Genomic DNA, 17,214 nt, shown 5'->3' with positions numbered 1-17,214 from the left:
CTTCCTTCCCACACCTTTTCCCCCACCCCACTCTGTTCCTATCGCCAAAAACAACCAATGCGGCGGGGGTCGCACCGAATTCGGTGCGACCCCGGCCGAAATGTGGAACTCGAGCGGATCAGGCCTGGAGGCCGACCTCCACCTCGAGGGTGAGGGTGATCTTGTCACCGACCACAACGCCGCCGCCGTCCGGCAGTGGCATATCGATATCGACGCCGAAATCGCGGCGGCTGACCACCGTCTTTGCCTCGAAACCCGCGACGGGGCCGTTGCCCATCCCCGGATTCACGCCGAGGAACTCGACCTCGAGCGAGAGCTGCTTGGTGACGCCGTGGAAGGTGAAATCGCCGTCGACGACGAAGTCATCCCCCTTGACCTTGAAGCCGGTCGACTTGAAGGTGGCGGTCGGAAACTGTTCGGCGTGGAAGAAGTCAGCGGTGCGCAGGTGCGCGTCGCGCTGCGGGTTGTCGGTGGTCACCGAGTCGACCCGGATCTCCGCCTCCGCGGAGGCCGTGCCGTCCTCGTTGATGACGAGTCGGCCCGAGAAATCGGTGAATCGGCCGCGCACCTTGCTCACCATCAGGTGGCGTACGGAGAAACCGACCAGTGAATGGACGGGGTCGATGACCCAGGTGCCCGCGGACAGGGCGGTCGTGGTTCCGGCGGTCATGAGCGCTCCTCTTGTTCGGTACGAGTTCGATGACATGGCTCTAGGTCGTGTTGCCGCATATTTGGTTGATGTGGCAACTTCTATAACGCGGATGTCGGGCCGGACATTTCCATTGTGACGCACAACACAATCGACCACATCGGGCGCCCGCGCGGTCGAATACCCACACTTCGGGTAACGGATACCATGCGCGCATGGCAAAGCTGAAGGTCTCCGTCGATGTCCCGATCTCGCCGGAACAGGCGTGGTCACACACCTCGAATCTCGCCGATCTGGACAAATGGCTGACCATGCACGAGGCGTGGCGCGGCGAGGTTCCGAGCGGCGAGTTGACGGTCGGCACGAAACTCGTCGGGGTCGCCACGGTGAAGGGTCTGCGCAATCGCGTGACGTGGACGGTCAAGGCGGCCGAACCGCCACGGCGGCTGGCGCTGAGCGGTGCGGGCAAGGGCGGAACCAAACTCGGACTCGAATTGCGGGTCGCGCCGAAAGGCTCCGGTTCGGAGGTCACCGTCGATATCGAACTGGGCGGAGCGCCGCTGTTCGGACCGATCGGCGCGGGCGTGGCTCGCGCGGTGCGGGGCGATATCCAGCGCTCCCTCGAACACTTCGTCGTGCTCTACACCTGAGCGGAAAACCGAGAATCCGGGTCGATGACGCCCGTGGACGTTCATCGACCCGGATTCGGGCGACCGGCGGATCGGTGCGCCGTCGAGCGGCGCACCGACAGCCTCAGTGCATCATCGCCGCGGGCGCGTCCGCGGCGAGCTCCGGATTCTTCGGTTTCGTCCGCGGCAGGAAGGCAGCGGGGATGAAGGTCAGCACGATCAGCGCGACAGCGACGATGTAGGTCGTGGCGAACGCGTCGGCGGCCTGATCGAGTCCCGTCTCGATCGCGCCGGGCGGCAATTGCGCGGCTACCGACGGATCCACATTCGACGCGATCGCCGGCCCGGCCAGCGGCTTGTCCTTCAGCAAGTTGGTGAGCACCACCGACATCGTCGCGGTGCCGATCGACCCCGCGGTCTGATTGACGATATTCATCAACGTCGTGCCACGGGCGACCTGCGCGTGCGTCAGGGTCTGGATGGCCGCGGTCATGATCGGCATCATCGTGCAGCCCATGCCGAAGCCCTGGATCAGCAACGCGCCCATCATGATCGGATAGGGCGTATCGGCCTGGAGTTGGGTGAAGAACGCGATGCCGACGGCCAGCAGGCTGATACCGGTCAGCACGATCCGGCCTGGACCGATCTTGTCGACCAACCGTCCCGCGATCGGCATGGTGATCATCGCGCCGATGCCCTGCGGCGCGATCAGCAATCCGGCGGCCAGCGCTGATTCCCCTCGCACCTGTTGCAGGTAGCTCGGCAGCAACAACCCGGCACCGAAGAACGCGATCGCGAACAGCACCATGGTGAGCACCGAGAAAGTCATCGCCCTGTCGCGGAACAGATGCAGGTCGATCAGCGGATGTTCGGTGCGCAGCGCGTGCAGGACGAACAGGACGACGAGCAGCAGACCGACGGCGACGGGAATCAGCACCCTGGCCGAGGCGACGGTGCCCTGCTCCGGAATCGAGGAGACACCGAACAGGAACAGCGCCAGACCCGGCGAGGCCAGCAGCATGCCGAGGAAGTCGAAGGATTCCGACGGCTCAGGATTGTCGGAGGGCAGCACGATGAAGGCGAAAGTCAGCGCGATCAGGCCGATCGGCAGGTTGATGAGGAAGATCCAATGCCAGCCGAACGCGTCGATCAGCCAGCCGCCGAGGATCGGGCCGCTGATCGGACCGAGCAGCATCGGCACGCCGAGGACGGCCATGACCCGGCCGATCCGCTGCGGACCCGCGGCGTGGGTCATGATCGTCATGCCCAGCGGCATCAGCATGCCGCCACCGATGCCCTGGATCACCCGGAAGGCGATGAGCGACTCGATATTCCAGGCGGTGCTGCACAAGAGCGAGCCGAGGACGAAGAACGTCAGCGCCATGATGTAGAGGCGCTTGGTGCCGAATCTGTCGGCCGCCCATCCGGTCAGCGGGATGACCGTCGCGAGCGCCAGCGTGTAGCCGGTCATGGTCCACGCCGCGATGGCGTAGCTGGTGTCGAACTCCACCTGGAACGTGGGGATCGCGACGGTCACGACGGTGATGTCGAGGATCGACATGATCGCGCCGAGCACGACCACGCCGGCCACCTTGAACACCCGCGCGTCCAGCTTGTCGCTGGCGGGATCGGAACCCGACGATGTATCCGGAGATAGTGTCACCGCTTAAGAGTGGCATTTCTCCGGCAAAAGAACCAGCACCTCCGGGAAGGCGCCGCGATTCGGCTACCGACCGAGTGCCGCCAGTTCGCTTTCGACCACCTTCTCGTGTTCCTTCGCCGCCGCGGCGGCCTTCCTCGGGCTCCAGTACCCGGCCATGATGAAGACGAACGGCAGGAAGGCCACCTGCGCGATCAGGCAGATCCACCACCAGAGTTCCCACTGTCCGGGCGAATCCTCTTTGGCCTGCTTGACTTCCGTTCCGTGGGCGGCCAGGTACGCCGCGTCGTCGGCCGGGATGCCGCCGACGGCCGCCAGTTGCGCGGCCCCCGTGGCGACCTTCGGACCGACCGCCGCGGCGACCGTCAACTGGTCACTCGGAATTTGCTGGATCGCGGTCAGGCGGGCGATCGCCTGATCCACCGGAATCCCGAATTTCTGCGAGACCTGGCTGACCGCCGCGAGTCCGGCGCTGACATCGGTGGGATTCTCGGCCAGTTTCGCCTGCGTCTCGGGTGCGATGGCTTGCAGGGTCTGCAATTCCTGCGGATATTTCGCGCTCAGCGCGAGCGTGGTCTGGACATCGGCCGCTGTCGCGCCGCTCAACGCCGCCAACGCCCGCACCTGAGCGGCCTGATCGCCCGGATTCTTCTGCAGCGCAGCGAGGGTGTCCGTGCCGACCGTCTGGATGGTGGTGAGTTCCGCGCCGTACTTCGCTTGGATTTCGGCCAGGCGCGGACCGTGGTTGACCAGGGGGCCCGCCGCGTTCACCACGATCAGCAGCCCGAACAGCACGAGCGTGACGACACCGCGCAGGATGCCGCCCCACACGGCCAGTCCCGCCACGGTAGCGGCCGGATTGCGAGCCTCGACGGTTTCGGTGAAGCTGGCCATCCAGGTGGAATAGGCGATGCCGGTGCCGACCGCGATGACCACGAACACCGCGGCGAACGTGTAGTACCCGGTGTCGGGTTCGTCGGTGAATCCGATGAAGACCCACAGACCGATGATGCTGATGATCGCGCCGACGATCATGAACGGTTTGCGCACCTTCAGGTAGTCCGAGGCGATACCCGCGAGCACGAGCGCCAGCGCGTTGAACCCCCAGTACCAGTTGCCGAGCGCATTGGCCTGGGCCGGACTGAAACCGAAGTTGGTCGCCATGTACACCGGCAGGAACGACACGATCGTGTAGAAGAAGGCGAGGAAAAGGCTGATGCCGAGCGCCGAGCCGACGATATTCAGGCGCATCATCTGCTTCCACTGGTCACGTTCCAGCGCGTGCACGTCCAGCCCGCGGGCCCGCGCCTCGATCAGCGCCCTGTCGCGCAGCGAGACCATGATCTGATCGCGCAGCGCCGGGGCCAGCTCCCGCAAGCCGATCACCGCGACGATGGCGATCACCAGGCTGATCACACCGCAGACCCGGTAGTGGAATTGCCAATCCGGATGGGCGTCGAGGGTGCGGGTGGAGATCGCGGTGGTGACCAGCGCGCCGATCACCGGCCCGAGCGTCCAGAAACCCATCGCGGAGGCACGGCCCAACTGCGGGGAGAAATCCCGGATCAGCGCGGGCGTCGCCACGAGCACGGCGCCCTCGACGATGCTCACCAGGATGTAGACGACCAGGTATGCCTCCTTGGTGGTCGTCGCCGGCACCGCGAACAGGGTGAGCAGCGAGCAGATCACCACGCCGTAGGCGACGATATTCGCCCGGCCCCAGCGGTCGGCCAACCCCGCCAGCACCGACGCGACCGCGCCGAAGGCGGCGCCGATGATGAATATCCACACGAAATACGAGAAGGACAGGTCGAAATAGTCGATCAGCTCATTGCCGACCGCACCGGTGACGAACAGTTGGTAGTACAACGCGATCGAGGCGATGACCACGACGGCGAGGTACCAGGATCGGGCGGGAGTATCGGGATAGTGCGGGAGTTTTCGCTGCCAGAGCCCGGTGAGCAGGGTCGGTGCGGTGGTGGGGATCGACGTCGAACTCATAGTCGCGGTGCCTTTCTAGCCACGGCACCTCGCACGATCTGGACCACTGCGATTCAGCAACGAGCAGCCGGGTGGACAACAGGCTACCCAGTCGAGGTGATCCACATCACTGATCGCGAAGGGTTGTCTTGTTCGGCGGCGCGGAGCCCGTGCGACCGGCCCCCATCAGGGCTTTCGCGTACCCGTCTCAGAGCGGGATCCGGTACGGCGGGCGCGGCTGCGGCCGTTCCCGCTCCAGTTGGGCGGCCACCGACAGAATCGTCGTCTCACCGTTGGCGGGGCCGATCAATTGCACCGCGAGCGGCAGGCCATCGGCGGCGACCCCACTGGGGATGGAGGCGGCGGGATGCCCGGTGACGTTCCACAGTCCGGTGTAGGCGACCATCGGGATCGAGGCGAGTTGCGCGCGGACACTGCCGACGCCGTCCAGCACGCCGAGTACGGGCGGGCGGATCGCCGTGGTCGGGGTCAGCAGCAGATCGCAGTCGTCGAAGACACGATCGATGCCGCGCGCCAGGACCTCTCCCCTGCGGATGGCCCGTTCCACCACCGCTCGCCGCGCCCACACTCCGAGTCGTAGTGTCTCCCTGGTACGCCGCTCCAGCAGGCCGGGATCATCGACCACCGCGGCCTCGGCGCGGACACCGCCGAAGAATTGCGGGAAGAACGCGGATGTCGGATCCGGATAGTCGGGATCGATCTCGAAGACGGTGTGACCGAGTCCCGCCAGCAGCGCGACCGTGTCCTCGACCGCGCGCACATGCTCCGGATCGGGTTTGGTCATCGGCACGGGTGATCGCAGGCTGTAGCCGATACGCAGCACCCGATCGGTTCGTCGCGTCGCCTCCTCGAACGACATGATCGGGTCGAGCGCCTGGAAGCGATCCGAGGCAGTGCTGCCACGGATGACGTCGTAGACCATCGCGGAATCCAGGACGCCCCTTGTCAGCGGGCCGACCACCCCGAGTGCCCACCACAGATGCTCGTGCGGCGCGGTCGGCACCCGCCCCCGCTGCGGTTTCAGCCCGAAGATGCCGCAGCACGCCGCCGGAATCCGAATCGAACCGCCCCCGTCGCCACCGAGGGCGACAGGGACGAGACCCGCCGCCACCGCCGCCGCCGACCCGCCGCTGGAGCCGCCCGTCGACCGGCCGAGATCCCAGGGATTGCGGGTCATGCCGAAGGTGCTGGATTCGGTGAACGGCCACTGACCGAACTCCGGCATCGCGGTCTTGCCGATGATGACGGCCCCGGCCGCGCGCAATCGGCGCACCACCTCGGCATCGGCGACCACCGGCGTGCGATTCGCCCGGGTGCCGAAGGTCGTGACCACCCCGGCCACGTCGATCTCGTCCTTGATCGCGACCGGAATACCGTGCAGCGGACCCAGTTCCGCCCCCGCGGCGCGCTGCCGATCGTATTCGGCCGCCTGGGCGCGGGCCTGCTCGCGCAGTACCCGGATGAACGCGCCGAGTTCGGCCGCCGCATCGATCCGATCCAGCGTCGCGTCGACGAGTTCGGTGACCGATACGGCCCCGCTGTCCAACGCCTCGCGCTGCTCACGCACCCCCGCGCCGGCAACCTCGTGAATATCCATCGGCCCTGCTTCTCACATCCGTGTGATCGATCCGGTTCGACCGGTACCGTGAAACGCCCTTCACTGAGCAGAGCCTACTGGCGGGCGCCGCGATATCGATCGGATGAGCGACCGCGAGCCGCCGCGTCGATCACGATCACGGCCTGCCGCGCTTGTGGTCGCCGAAGGGTTCGTCACGTTCGCGCACGGCTTCGCGAAAACCGACGGTCGCCGCGCGCGTCTGGAAGGCGTATCCCTCCTCGGTGTGGCGGGAGATGCCATCGAAGACGGTGGCGATCATGCCGGAGTTGAGCACGCCCTGGGAGTAGAGGGCCGAATTGAGCGCGAGTTTGGCCATCATGAGCTGGTTGACCGGCATCCGCGCGATCCGGGCCACCAGCGCTTCGGCACGGTCGTCGAGTTCGGACGCGGGACACGACTCCACCGCGAGTCCCCATTCCTCGGCCTGTTTGCCGGTGATGCAGTCGCCGGTGAACAGCAGTCGCTTGGCGCGCTGATCGCCGAGGCGGTGCGCCCACATACCGGCGGCGGGAATGCCCCATACCCGCGTGGGCGGGTAGCCGATCTTGGTGTCGTCGGCGCAGATGATCTGATCGGCGAACAGGGCGATATCGCTGCCACCCGCGACGGCGAAACCGTGCAGCTTCGCGACCGTCGGCTTATCGGCGCGCATGAGACTGGCGAATCCGCGGTTGAACCGGCTCATCATCGCGTAATCGACCATCGGATCCCAGGTCGCGGCGGGGTTGTGATTGCGGCCCTGCACCACGGGATCGACCACGGTGCCGGTGACCGGGTCGGCCGCGTTCGCGGGGTCGGTGACCTCGAAGGAGTTCTCCGCGAACATGCTCAGGTCGTAGCCACCGCAGAAACCTTTGCCACGTCCCGACAGCAGGATGACATGCACGCGCGGGTCCAGATCGGCCCGCTCCACCGCGTGCGCGAGGTCGCGTGGCGTGTCCGGGGTGATCGCGTTGCCCTGCTCCGGGCGGTCGAAGGTGATGCGCGCGATACGCCCGTCGACCTCGTAGGTGAGCGTCGGATACGTGTGCTGCGATTCCGGCTCCGCGCGATCGCGCCAGCGCGAATCCGGTGTCTCGGTCCAGTTCTCGTACCACGTCGCGGGCCGCGAACCCGCGGGAATTCGGCTGTCTGTCACTGGTTTCCTTCCGTGCCGGAGCCTGCCTCGGACTCCTCGACCGGTCCGAAGTCGCTGTCCACAACATGACCACACCGGTGACCCGATCACGCGGAACCCGGCCGCCCGGTGCGTGACCCGATCACAGGTGGTAGCGAACGTTGGGGCTCCAGAAGAAGTAACTATCGATATTCGCGGCGGCGCACGCGTCGATCTGGGCCTGGACCTCGGCGGGCCCGTAATTCACCCCGAGACTGAAATCCTGAAGCCAGGGAACGACTTTCGCACCGGTGCCCTCGGTCTGCCTGCGGAAGTCGTCGAGTGAGCGGACGACGATGTCGTAGGGCTGCCGGTTGGGATCGGCGACTCCGTACTCCCCCGGGTTCCAGTGCGACGGGTACAGCATCGGCGCCACGTAGTCGACATGGCGCGCCATCAACGGGATGTCCTGTGCGATCTGCTGCGGGCGGGTCGACGCGATACCGAAGACGGCCGCGCTCTGGAACGCGCCCGCGTCGTGGACGGGACCCCGACTCTCCCCCAGGAAGTCCGCGATGGATACGGCGGCGTCCACCGTGGCCCCGGAGAACACCATCGAGGATTCCGGGCCGTCCGGCCGCCGGATGTAGTCGTACATGATCTCATCGAAGCCGATGCGGGCCGCTTCGACCGCGAGATCGATGTTGTACCTGCGGATCTCGGGATGGGCGAAATTGGTGAACGCGACCGGACCGTATTTGCTCGAGTACGGCTGACCACCCGGATTCTGGATCACCCAGTCCGGCCTACCATTACGCCACGCCCATTCGGCGACCGCCGGATCCCGGAAGGCCACGATCCGCCCCACCACGCGCAGACCCATGTCGTGGAGCACCCGGATCGCGGACGGCGCGTCGTAGATCGCTTCGACCGCGCCGGATTCCCGTGCCAGCGGCACCTGGGAGTCGTAGCCGACCACGCCGTCCTCGTCCTTGATATCGAGTTGGACGGTATCTATCCGTCCGGCTCGCGCCAGTTCGAGCACATCCTCGCGCAGCCCCTCGTGCGACCAGGCATGCGCGGTCACGTGCACCGCCCTGATGCGCGGGACCTGCGCGGTGGCGGCGATCGGAACGGTGGTCGTATTGCCCGCCGCGTCCACCGCGACCAGTTCCGCGCCGACCGGCGCGCGGGGCAGGGTGATCTCGAAGGTCCCGTCCTGGGCGAGCGTCAGCGGCTCCGCGCCGATCGAGGCCCGCTGCGCGCCGGTGATCTTGCCTCGGAGGGAAACCGGCACCCGGTAGGAGTTCACGGGGGCGGGCTGGGTCAGCTCCACCTGCGGCGCCGAGGTATCGACGGTGAAGGTTTCGACGAATCCGGGTCCGGCGCGCAACCACCCGAACGGTCCACCGGGCGGGATCTCCGCGCTGATTTCGTGGTCCCCGTCGGCGAGCGGGCCGGGTCGGTACACGACGACATCGCCCTCGACCGAACCGGTGACCGCGGCGCCGTCCAGTTCCAGGCGCATGGCGTTCGCGTCATGCCCCCGCGCGTCTATTCGCAATTCCAGTGCGCCGAGGGCCGCGGCCCCGACGATGCCCTCCGGCAGACCCGTCACCGCGAGTCCTTCGGGTTCGGTTCTCATCCCGACGATCACCGAGGCGATCAGGCCCGCGAGAGCGATCGCGACCATTACCGACACCAGCCGCCGACGGCCCGGCTGCCGGACACTTTCCAACAACGCCCACACCAACTTTCGTACCGAGTGTTCCTACTATGTACGGCGTTTTCCACCGTGTCGCAGTTTCGCGCATATCCCGCGAACGAAATACTTCCGGCGGGTACCGTCACCCCGGTGGCGGTGAAGACGGTACCCGGAATGCGATTCGCTGTGTTGGCAGTACTGTTCGCGGCACTCACCGGATGTACGACGGCACCGGCTCCCGAAGTCGCTCGGGAACAACAGATTCAGCCGATACCCGATCCCGCGCCAGTGGTCGCCGATCCCGCACGGATCGCGGCCAACGAGTTGGGTGAGGTGCCGATCCTGATGTACCACCAGGTGATCGCGACCCCGGCTGGCGAATACGACCAGACCGTCGAGGAATTCCGTGCCGAACTGGACCGGCTCTACCGCGAGGACTACCGCCCGGTGACCGCCGCCGATTACATTTCCGGGCGCATCGATATTCCCGCGGGCACCCATCCGGTTGTGCTCACCTTCGACGATTCCACCGTCAGTCAATTCGCTTTCACGGCGGCGGGCGGACCAGCGCCGAACTGCGCGATCGGCGTCCTGGAGGAATTCGGCGCGGCGCACCCCGATTTCCATCCGACCGCCACCCTCTACGTCAACGACGACCCGTTCACCCTCGGTGCGCGAGCATTGTCCTGGCTGGCCGGGCACGGCTACGAGATCGGCGCGCACACCGTCGACCACGCCGCCCTCTCGCGCCTGGACGACGACGGCGTGCGCCGCGAGCTCGCCGAGAACGTTCGCGCCATCGAGGCTTCCGGCGTTCGGGTCGACACCATGGCGCTGCCGTTCGGCCTCGCCCCCGCCGATCGTTCCCTCGCGAGGCAGGGCAGCTGGGCGGGTACGTCCTACTCCTTCGATGCCGTGATGCTGGTCGGAGCGGCTCCAGCGCCCTCCCCGTTCGGGCCCGTCGACCCGGCGGCGGTGCCGCGGATCCGATCCGGCCGCGGTGAAGTGGATTTCGATTCCGCCTACTGGTTGGACCGGCTGGCCGAAAACCCGCGACGGCGCTACACCTCCGACGGGGATCCGGCCAGAATCTCCTTTCCCGGCTCGCTGGCCGGTGAACTGGCGCAACCGTGGTCGGGCCGGGGCAACCCGTACTGAGTCCCGCTTCGATTTCTCGTGGACTTCCCCCGAATCGGCCCGCGATGGCAAGCGCGTGGCTTACGGTGGGTCCACCTCGGTAACCCCGGGGTTGCAGGATGGGTAGCGAAGCCCCCAACGCACCCATCATCGCTGAGCAGGTCAGGTGGGGTTCACGGGTTTCAGGCTTCGACCCGACCCCACCTGACCAGTACAGGACCAGTACAGGACCGTTGCGGCGTAGATTCTGATCGAAGGACCACCATGAGCGGTATCGAGGAATGGACACCGGCCGAGCAGTTGCTGGCGAGCATCGCCCGCGCCGGATACGCATCGATCGACGAGTTCATCTCGAGGCTACGCACCGATCCGTTCGCCGATACGGTGGAATTGCCTGCTATCACGGAGTTCTGGGCCATCCCCGCGCGACAGGCCAGCTGACGCGTGGACGACAGCGGAGCGAACCGAGCCCGAATCCCCGGCGCGTCACCACCCCCGACGCGCGAACCGGAGTCGTACAGTGCGCAGATGACCAGTGATGTCGCGCGGCAGCCGAGGGCCGAGGATCTGGCGTGTGCGGCGGCGACCAGGGAGGTGATGGGCTATTTCACCGACCAGGGCTGGTCGTATCCGCCCACCCGGGTCGCGCAGGCCATCGAGTTGATGGGCACCGTAGGACGCTATCTCACCGACGCGGTGGAACATTCGGGTCAGCTGGATTCCGCGGATTTGGGCAGACGCTACGAATTCGTCTGCGCCCTCACCGAAATGGCCTACGAGCAGCGACGTCTGTACTGGCTACTCGACCGGTGGGCGCAGGAATGCGCCACCGAGGGCACACTCAACGGATTCGACGCGGTCTGGACCGCGCATCGATTCCGCGACGCCCAGAAACACGCGACCGCCCTCGGCGACGCACTCAGCGACGCGCACGCCCGCATCGGCCGCGATATCGACCGCACCTGCGCCGAGCACGAGCACGACGCCGTTCGCGCCCATGACGCCGACGGGGACGACGACGGAATCTGGTGACCGACCGGGTCGGCTCGGCGAGGTCGCTCTCGTCCTTGTGGCCTGACTGCCGGCGCAGACTATAGGGAGGATTCACAATCGTGAGGGGCCCCATTCGTTCTCTCTATGAAACGCGCTGGTCGGCTCGAAGGCGGTGACGTCGACACGTACCGTCGAAGCCTGGAGGACGTGACGGCGAGGAGTGGCATGCGCATGGGCCCGCACGAGGATTGCGGAAGTGGGGTAGACATGCCCGACGCCACCGATCGATGCCCGATTCGGCCGCGGGATCCGGATTCGATCCTCAAGGCCGGGATCGAACTCGCGCTCGTTCTGGTGGACGCCGCGGCGGCGATCGAGACGATACCGTAGGCCCGCCGAATCGGACGTTTGACCAGCTCACGGGCGGACTCCGATGCGCGCCTCGGCGCGCTGTGAACCATCACAGGCGAGATCGGCCGCGGTTCGACAGATCTCAGAATCCGTTTCCCGTCCACGCGATCAGCGACGCAACCGCGCTACCGTGATGTGCTTCGCCAGGTGCGGGGACGAAAGGGAGTCAGGATGACCATCGCCAGTACAGCCCGGCCGGACTTGACTGTTTCGGGCCAGCCGGTCACTTCATCACTGAAGGATGTCCGTGCCCTCTCACGAAAGATGGTGGGCCACTTCATCGAGAACGTCGCCCCGTGCCGCACCCTGCCGGGCGAGGCGCTCAACGGCGATATCACCACCATCACCCGCACCTGCCTCGAACTCGCGGTCAGCATGCTCGACGGCACCGATATCCCCGAGAAGACCCAGCAGCTCCGAATCGCCGCGGAAGGGTGGGCGCGCGAGGGAATCCCCATCGACACCATTCACCACGCGGTGCACGAGGGATTCAAACTCGGCTTCGATCTGATCCTCGCCGACGCCACCGCCGCGGATTTCGACAGCCTCAAAACCGTCGGCAGGCGGCTGCTCGAAATTCTCGACATCATCACCTCCACCGTCTCGCAGGCCTACGTCCGTGAACTACGCGCGGTGGTCGGCGAACATCACACCGCCGCGCATACCCTCACCTCGGCCCTGCTCGGCGGACATGCCACCTCGACGATGGCCAGGGAATGCGGGATCGAGATCGCGCAGTCCTATTCCGTACTCGCCGTGGCGATTCCGCCGCATCCCGAGGAAAGCGACACACGCCTCGACGGAAAGATCGTCGCGCGCCGCAAATTGCGCAGGGTGCAGGCCGAACTCGCCAAGCGTTGCGGCGACAGCGCGCTGTCGCTACTGAGCGTCGACGGCGGCACCATCCTGCTGCCGACCGGACTGATGACCGGGGAGGCCATGGACCACCTGGTCGAACAGCTCTCCCGCAGCGCGCAGGTGCCCATCGCGGCGACCCTGGTGGACGCGGTCACCGCGCGGGTTCCCGCTGCCGCCGACCAAGCGCATGAACTGCTGGATATGGTCCAGCGGTTGCGCTGTGTGCGCGGGCTGTACCGCTTCGATGATCTGGCCCTGGAATACCAGCTCACCCGTCCCGGCCCCGGACTCGAGCGATTGCGCACCATCCTCGGACCGCTCGACGAGCATCCAGATCTGCTCGAGACTCTGCAACGTCACATCAGTAACAATCTCAACCGCCAGCGCACCGCCCGAGCACTGCATGTGCATACCAATACTGTCGATTACCGGCTCAAACGCATCGGCCAGCTCACCGGATTCGATCCGTCCGAGGCGGCGGGCCTGTGGTACCTGCGCGCCGCGATCATCGCCCGCAGCTACCAGCGGCCAGCAGATCGCGAGTCGGCGCCGAAGGTGCGACCGATCAACCGATCCTGACAGACGTCCCGCCCGCCTCGTCCCACCCGCCTCGTCCCACCCGCCTCGTCCCACCCGCCTCGATCCGTGCGCTCACCCGCTCGCGAACACGGGGCATACTGTATGAACTATCAGCGGTTGCCGGGCTGTGCTCGGCGGGCAGGTCGGATCGTCCGGCCCGGTAGTCATGGGCGGTGCGGGTGTCATGAGAATGGAACCGACGATCGTTTCGGACGGTGCCGCCCGAACTCGGTCGCTGCTGGCCTCGATCGTCGCGCGATTCGCCGCAGACTGGGACGCTCGCGGAACACCCCCCGATCTGGCCGGATATCTGCCCGAGGCGCCGGAGTTCCGGCGGCTGTGCCTGGTCGAACTGATCAAGGTCGATCTCGAATACCGCTGGCTGCGCTACGACCATCCCAAGCGCCTGACCGACTACCTGGCCGAATTCGCGGAGCTCAGGGACGTGCCGATCCCGCCGGATCTCGCGTACGAGGAATTCCACGCACTGCGCCGATCCGGGCACGCGGGCGAGACCGAGGCGGTCACGCCGACGACCACGTCCGACTATCGCAGCACCATGCTGGCCCGGCCGTGGGCGCAGGAGGCGCTGGAAGGAATCGAGGCGGGCGATCGGCTCGGCGATTTCGATCTGCTCGTCGCGCTGGGCAGCGGCGCCTTCGCGCGAGTGTTCCTCGCCAGGCAGCGATCGATGCAGCGGCTGGTCGCGGTGAAGATCTCGCATAATCGCGGCACCGAACCGGAAACGCTGGCGCGGCTGGATCACAACTACATCGTGCGTGTTTTCGATCAGCGGCTGATCGCCGACCGGGAACTCAAGTTGATGTACATGGAGTACGTTCCCGGCGGCACGATGTCGGCGCTACTCGACCTGGTGCGGGAGCGGCCACCCGATGAACGCGACGGCAGGCTGCTGCTGGAGGCCGTCGACCGGTCGATGTCGAGTGCGGGCGGTATCGGCCCGAGCGAATCCGCCACCAGGTCTGCCATCGCCGAATACTCCTGGCCGGAAACGGTCGCCTGGCTCGGCAGCAGACTCGCCGCCGCACTCGATCACGCCGAACGCCAGGGTGTGCTGCACCGGGATATCAAACCCGCCAATGTCCTGCTCACCGCGGAGGGAGTGCCGAAACTCGCCGACTTCAATATCAGCTTCAGCCACCATGTCGCGGGCGCGAGCCCGATCGCGTACTTCGGCGGCTCACTCGTCTATATGTCGCCCGAACAGCTCGCCGCCTGCCATCCCGAGCTGCCGACCTCCGCGGCGGATCTGGACGGTCGCAGCGATATCTACGCCCTCGGGGTGATGCTCTGGGAGCTGCTGACCGGTCGCCGACCCTTCGACGACGAAACCGGCGCGGGCCGATCCGACACCTCACTCGAGCGCATGCTGGCGCTGCGGCGCACCCCGATCGACGCGCGGTACCTGTCCGAGCTGCCGCGGGACTGCCCGCCGACGCTGCGTCGCATTCTCTTGAAATGTCTTGCCCCGCAACGTGATGACCGCTGGATCAGCGGCGCGGATCTGGCACAGCAATTCGATCTGTGCCTGGATCGGCGAGCCCGCGACCTGGTCGACCCGCCGAGCGGCAGCCTGCGCGCTAAGGTCGGCCCGTGGTCCCTGCTGGCGATCGTGACATTGGCGAGCACGATCGGCGGCGGCCTGGGCGTGCTGTACAGCAATCTGCACAACGGCCCGCTGATCGAATCGTGGATCACCGCCGATCAGCGGGTGCGCCTACGCGAGATCAGCGCCGTCATCGAACTCACCGTGCCCGCCACGGTCGTGCTGGTGACCTGCTACCTGTGCCGCCGGGTATTCCTGGTGTGGCGCGGGCTGCGGCGCGGCAGGCAGTACGACGCGCGGACTCTCGCGCTCGCGAGAACCGACACCCTGGTCGACGGCGACCGGGTTGCCCTGATCGCCTTCGGCGGGTGGGCGGTGTCCGGTGTCGCGTTCCTGGCCGGACTGCTCGTCTACACCGATCTCACCAGGGGCCAGATTCTGCATTTCACCGCGTCCATGGCGGTCAGCGCCACCATCGCCGTCGCGTACCCCTTCTTCTTCGTCACCCTGTTCGTCGTGCGGTGTGTCTACCCGACCCTGCTGACCAGGGGCGCGACCAGCAGCGACTACGACGACCTGCGCAGACTGGGTCGCCGAAGTACCCGCTATCTCGCTGTCGCGGCATCGATTCCGCTGATCGGCGTCGTCACCGGCCTCATGTTCCTCACCCCGGCCGAGGTGTCGCTCGTCATCGATCCGATCCGCTGGCTGTGTCTGGCGGGCGTCGTCGGATTCATCATCGACTACTGGCTGTTCCGCAAACTCGAGGAGGATCTGCGGGCCTACGAACGCGCCATCTCCGCGTCGAACCGGCGGTAGTCGGCCGGTCAGTGCGGCAGCATATCCGTCCAGACCCGCGTGGCGCCCGCGACCAGATCCGACTGCTGGTACATCGTTCCGTCGGGCGAGAGGTATTTGCCGGTGCGCGGGTCGTAGTGCGCGATGCCGATCGTCGGGGAGTGCGCCGCGGGCGCGGTATCCGCACTCGGAATCGGCAGACCGGGAACGCCCGGCGGCGCGGGCTGATGCTGGTGCTCGGCGGGTACCCGGCGGGAATCGGGTGGGACGCCCTGCGATTCGAGATTGGGATCGGTCGGATACGGGCCGAGTAGCGGTTGATCGGTGGACAGCGGCACGAAGTGCTCGTCGCTGTTGCACATGGCCGCCGTCGCGGCGCGTTTACCGGGGACGGCGGCGCAGGGGATGTTGCGCGCACCGCGCACCGCTATCTGGGAATCCTGCGGCAGTTTGCAGTACAGGTCTTCTGGCGTGTCGATGGTGTCGGTCTCGGCGGGCGAGCGCCACGACGACGGCGGGAGGAAGCCGACCGTGCACGCGGGCGGATCGGACAGGCCGCCGAGCCGGAAGGTGCCGAGTCCGAGACCCGAGGCGTTATTACTCGGTTGTACCGCCTGGATCATCGAGATGGACGGCGGCAGCAGCACCAGCAATTGCTCCAGACCCGCGTGATAGGTGACCGCCAGCGAGCCGACGCTGGTCAGGTTGGCGAGCAGAATCGGCAGCGTCAATTTCACCGAGTCGAGCAGTCGCGTCGCCTCCTGCGCGAATCCGGGTCCGGTGTCGAGCAGCGTGCGGATCTGCGGATCGTCGGCGACCACCTGACCGGTGACCCCGGCGAGGCTTCGGGTCCAGATCCGAATGGCGTCGGCGGTGCGCACCTGGGTGTCGAGTAACGGGGCGGCGTCTTCCAGGAATGCCCGCGCCGTGTCGCCGACGCCGTTGAGATCGGACGACAGGACCTGCGCCGAGGTCAGCAGCGAATTCAGGTCGTAGCCAGCACCGTTGACCCCCTTGAACAGTTCATCGAGCAGTTCGTGCAACTTCTCCTTCGGAATGGTGGCGACCAGGGCGCTGAGGCTGTCGAGCATCGGGCCGACCGGTTGCGGCACCGTGGTGTCGGCCGACTCGATGACTGATCCGTCGTGCAGATACGGCGGAGAATCGGTGCGCGGACGCAGGTCGACATACTGCTCGCCAACGGCCGACACACTGCGTACCTCCGCGACCAGATCGGCGGGAATCCGTTGTCCGCCATCGATGGCCAGGCGGGCACGGACCCCGTCGGGAGTCAATTCGACCGCGGTGACCTTGCCGACCTGGACCCCGCGGTAAGTGACATTCCCGAATCGGTACAGCCCGCCGGTATCGGTCAGATCCACCGTGACATCGATGGTCCCGACGCCGAACAGCGTGGGCAGCCGCATGTACACGGTAGCCATGACGACCAACCCGATGACCGACAGTATCGAGAACAGCACCAACTGGATTCGGACGAAACGCGAGAGCAGCA

The 17,214-nt window shown here is 66.5% G+C and carries 14 protein-coding genes; 7 read left to right on the top strand and 7 right to left on the bottom strand.

Going from position 1 to position 17,214, the window contains the following annotated elements:
- Positions 1 to 118: 118 nt before the first annotated feature.
- Positions 119 to 670, bottom strand: a complete 552-nt coding sequence (locus tag ABZS43_RS07425; RefSeq protein ID WP_355034966.1) for a YceI family protein — start codon at positions 668 to 670, stop codon at positions 119 to 121.
- Positions 671 to 864: 194 nt separating this feature from the next.
- Between ABZS43_RS07425 and ABZS43_RS07420 the strand changes: the two genes are divergently transcribed.
- Positions 865 to 1,299 carry an SRPBCC family protein gene (locus tag ABZS43_RS07420; protein ID WP_355034965.1) on the top strand — a complete coding sequence of 145 codons (435 nt, stop codon included), beginning with the start codon at positions 865 to 867 and terminating at the stop codon, positions 1,297 to 1,299.
- Between the two features lie 103 nt (positions 1,300 to 1,402).
- Here the strand turns inward: ABZS43_RS07420 and ABZS43_RS07415 are convergent, their stop codons facing one another.
- The 5 genes from ABZS43_RS07415 to ABZS43_RS07395 all read right to left on the bottom strand — a co-directional run bounded on the left by ABZS43_RS07415 (position 1,403) and on the right by ABZS43_RS07395 (position 9,346).
- Entirely contained in the window at positions 1,403 to 2,941 is a 1,539-nt protein-coding gene (locus ABZS43_RS07415) for a DHA2 family efflux MFS transporter permease subunit (protein ID WP_355034964.1), read from the bottom strand.
- A 63-nt stretch (positions 2,942 to 3,004) separates the two neighbouring features.
- Positions 3,005 to 4,939 carry an MFS transporter gene (locus ABZS43_RS07410; RefSeq protein ID WP_355034963.1) on the bottom strand — a complete coding sequence of 645 codons (1,935 nt, stop codon included), beginning with the start codon at positions 4,937 to 4,939 and terminating at the stop codon, positions 3,005 to 3,007.
- 187 nt (positions 4,940 to 5,126) lie between these two features.
- On the bottom strand, positions 5,127 to 6,536 hold the full coding sequence (locus ABZS43_RS07405) for an amidase (protein ID WP_355034962.1): 1,410 nt from the start codon (positions 6,534 to 6,536) through the stop codon (positions 5,127 to 5,129).
- Positions 6,537 to 6,672: 136 nt separating this feature from the next.
- On the bottom strand, positions 6,673 to 7,695 hold the full coding sequence (locus ABZS43_RS07400) for a crotonase/enoyl-CoA hydratase family protein (RefSeq protein ID WP_355034961.1): 1,023 nt from the start codon (positions 7,693 to 7,695) through the stop codon (positions 6,673 to 6,675).
- Positions 7,696 to 7,816: 121 nt separating this feature from the next.
- Positions 7,817 to 9,346, bottom strand: a complete 1,530-nt coding sequence (locus ABZS43_RS07395) for a putative glycoside hydrolase (protein WP_355034960.1) — start codon at positions 9,344 to 9,346, stop codon at positions 7,817 to 7,819.
- 186 nt (positions 9,347 to 9,532) lie between these two features.
- On the opposite strand from ABZS43_RS07395, the gene ABZS43_RS07390 reads away from it, so the two are divergent.
- From ABZS43_RS07390 to ABZS43_RS07365, 6 genes are all read left to right on the top strand, one after another.
- Positions 9,533 to 10,516: a polysaccharide deacetylase family protein gene (locus ABZS43_RS07390; RefSeq protein ID WP_355034959.1), complete on the top strand. Its 984-nt coding sequence runs from the start codon at positions 9,533 to 9,535 to the stop codon at positions 10,514 to 10,516.
- A gap of 243 nt (positions 10,517 to 10,759) precedes the next feature.
- Entirely contained in the window at positions 10,760 to 10,936 is a 177-nt protein-coding gene (locus ABZS43_RS07385) for a hypothetical protein (RefSeq protein ID WP_355034958.1), read from the top strand.
- Positions 10,937 to 11,023: 87 nt separating this feature from the next.
- Positions 11,024 to 11,527: a hypothetical protein gene (locus ABZS43_RS07380; RefSeq protein WP_355034957.1), complete on the top strand. Its 504-nt coding sequence runs from the start codon at positions 11,024 to 11,026 to the stop codon at positions 11,525 to 11,527.
- Positions 11,528 to 11,755: 228 nt separating this feature from the next.
- The gene (locus ABZS43_RS07375) at positions 11,756 to 11,878 is read left to right on the top strand and encodes a hypothetical protein (RefSeq protein WP_355034956.1); all 123 of its coding nucleotides are present in this window, start codon (positions 11,756 to 11,758) and stop codon (positions 11,876 to 11,878) included.
- A 192-nt stretch (positions 11,879 to 12,070) separates the two neighbouring features.
- Positions 12,071 to 13,336 (top strand): helix-turn-helix domain-containing protein, encoded by a 1,266-nt coding sequence (locus ABZS43_RS07370; RefSeq protein WP_355034955.1) that lies wholly within the window; start codon positions 12,071 to 12,073, stop codon positions 13,334 to 13,336.
- Between the two features lie 184 nt (positions 13,337 to 13,520).
- Positions 13,521 to 15,722, top strand: a complete 2,202-nt coding sequence (locus tag ABZS43_RS07365) for a serine/threonine-protein kinase (protein ID WP_355034954.1) — start codon at positions 13,521 to 13,523, stop codon at positions 15,720 to 15,722.
- 8 nt (positions 15,723 to 15,730) lie between these two features.
- Here the strand turns inward: ABZS43_RS07365 and ABZS43_RS07360 are convergent, their stop codons facing one another.
- A complete protein-coding gene (locus tag ABZS43_RS07360) occupies positions 15,731 to 17,212 on the bottom strand; it encodes an MlaD family protein (RefSeq protein ID WP_355034984.1) in 1,482 nt (493 codons plus the stop codon).
- Positions 17,213 to 17,214: the final 2 nt, after the last annotated feature.

It is taken from the genome of Nocardia sp. NPDC005366 (assembly GCF_040606855.1).
Lineage (GTDB): Bacteria > Actinomycetota > Actinomycetes > Mycobacteriales > Mycobacteriaceae > Nocardia.
This window is presented reverse-complemented; position numbering and strand designations above follow the sequence as displayed.

Coding starts and splice junctions, on each gene's coding strand:
- ABZS43_RS07425 (WP_355034966.1), bottom strand. CDS start 670: ATGACCGCCGGAACCACGACCGCCCTGTCCGCGGGCACCTGGGTCATC.
- ABZS43_RS07420 (WP_355034965.1), top strand. CDS start 865: ATGGCAAAGCTGAAGGTCTCCGTCGATGTCCCGATCTCGCCGGAACAG.
- ABZS43_RS07410 (WP_355034963.1), bottom strand. CDS start 4,939: ATGAGTTCGACGTCGATCCCCACCACCGCACCGACCCTGCTCACCGGG.
- ABZS43_RS07405 (WP_355034962.1), bottom strand. CDS start 6,536: ATGGATATTCACGAGGTTGCCGGCGCGGGGGTGCGTGAGCAGCGCGAG.
- ABZS43_RS07395 (WP_355034960.1), bottom strand. CDS start 9,346: ATGGTCGCGATCGCTCTCGCGGGCCTGATCGCCTCGGTGATCGTCGGG.
- ABZS43_RS07390 (WP_355034959.1), top strand. CDS start 9,533: ATGCGATTCGCTGTGTTGGCAGTACTGTTCGCGGCACTCACCGGATGT.
- ABZS43_RS07385 (WP_355034958.1), top strand. CDS start 10,760: ATGAGCGGTATCGAGGAATGGACACCGGCCGAGCAGTTGCTGGCGAGC.
- ABZS43_RS07380 (WP_355034957.1), top strand. CDS start 11,024: ATGACCAGTGATGTCGCGCGGCAGCCGAGGGCCGAGGATCTGGCGTGT.
- ABZS43_RS07375 (WP_355034956.1), top strand. CDS start 11,756: ATGCCCGACGCCACCGATCGATGCCCGATTCGGCCGCGGGATCCGGAT.
- ABZS43_RS07370 (WP_355034955.1), top strand. CDS start 12,071: ATGACCATCGCCAGTACAGCCCGGCCGGACTTGACTGTTTCGGGCCAG.
- ABZS43_RS07365 (WP_355034954.1), top strand. CDS start 13,521: ATGAGAATGGAACCGACGATCGTTTCGGACGGTGCCGCCCGAACTCGG.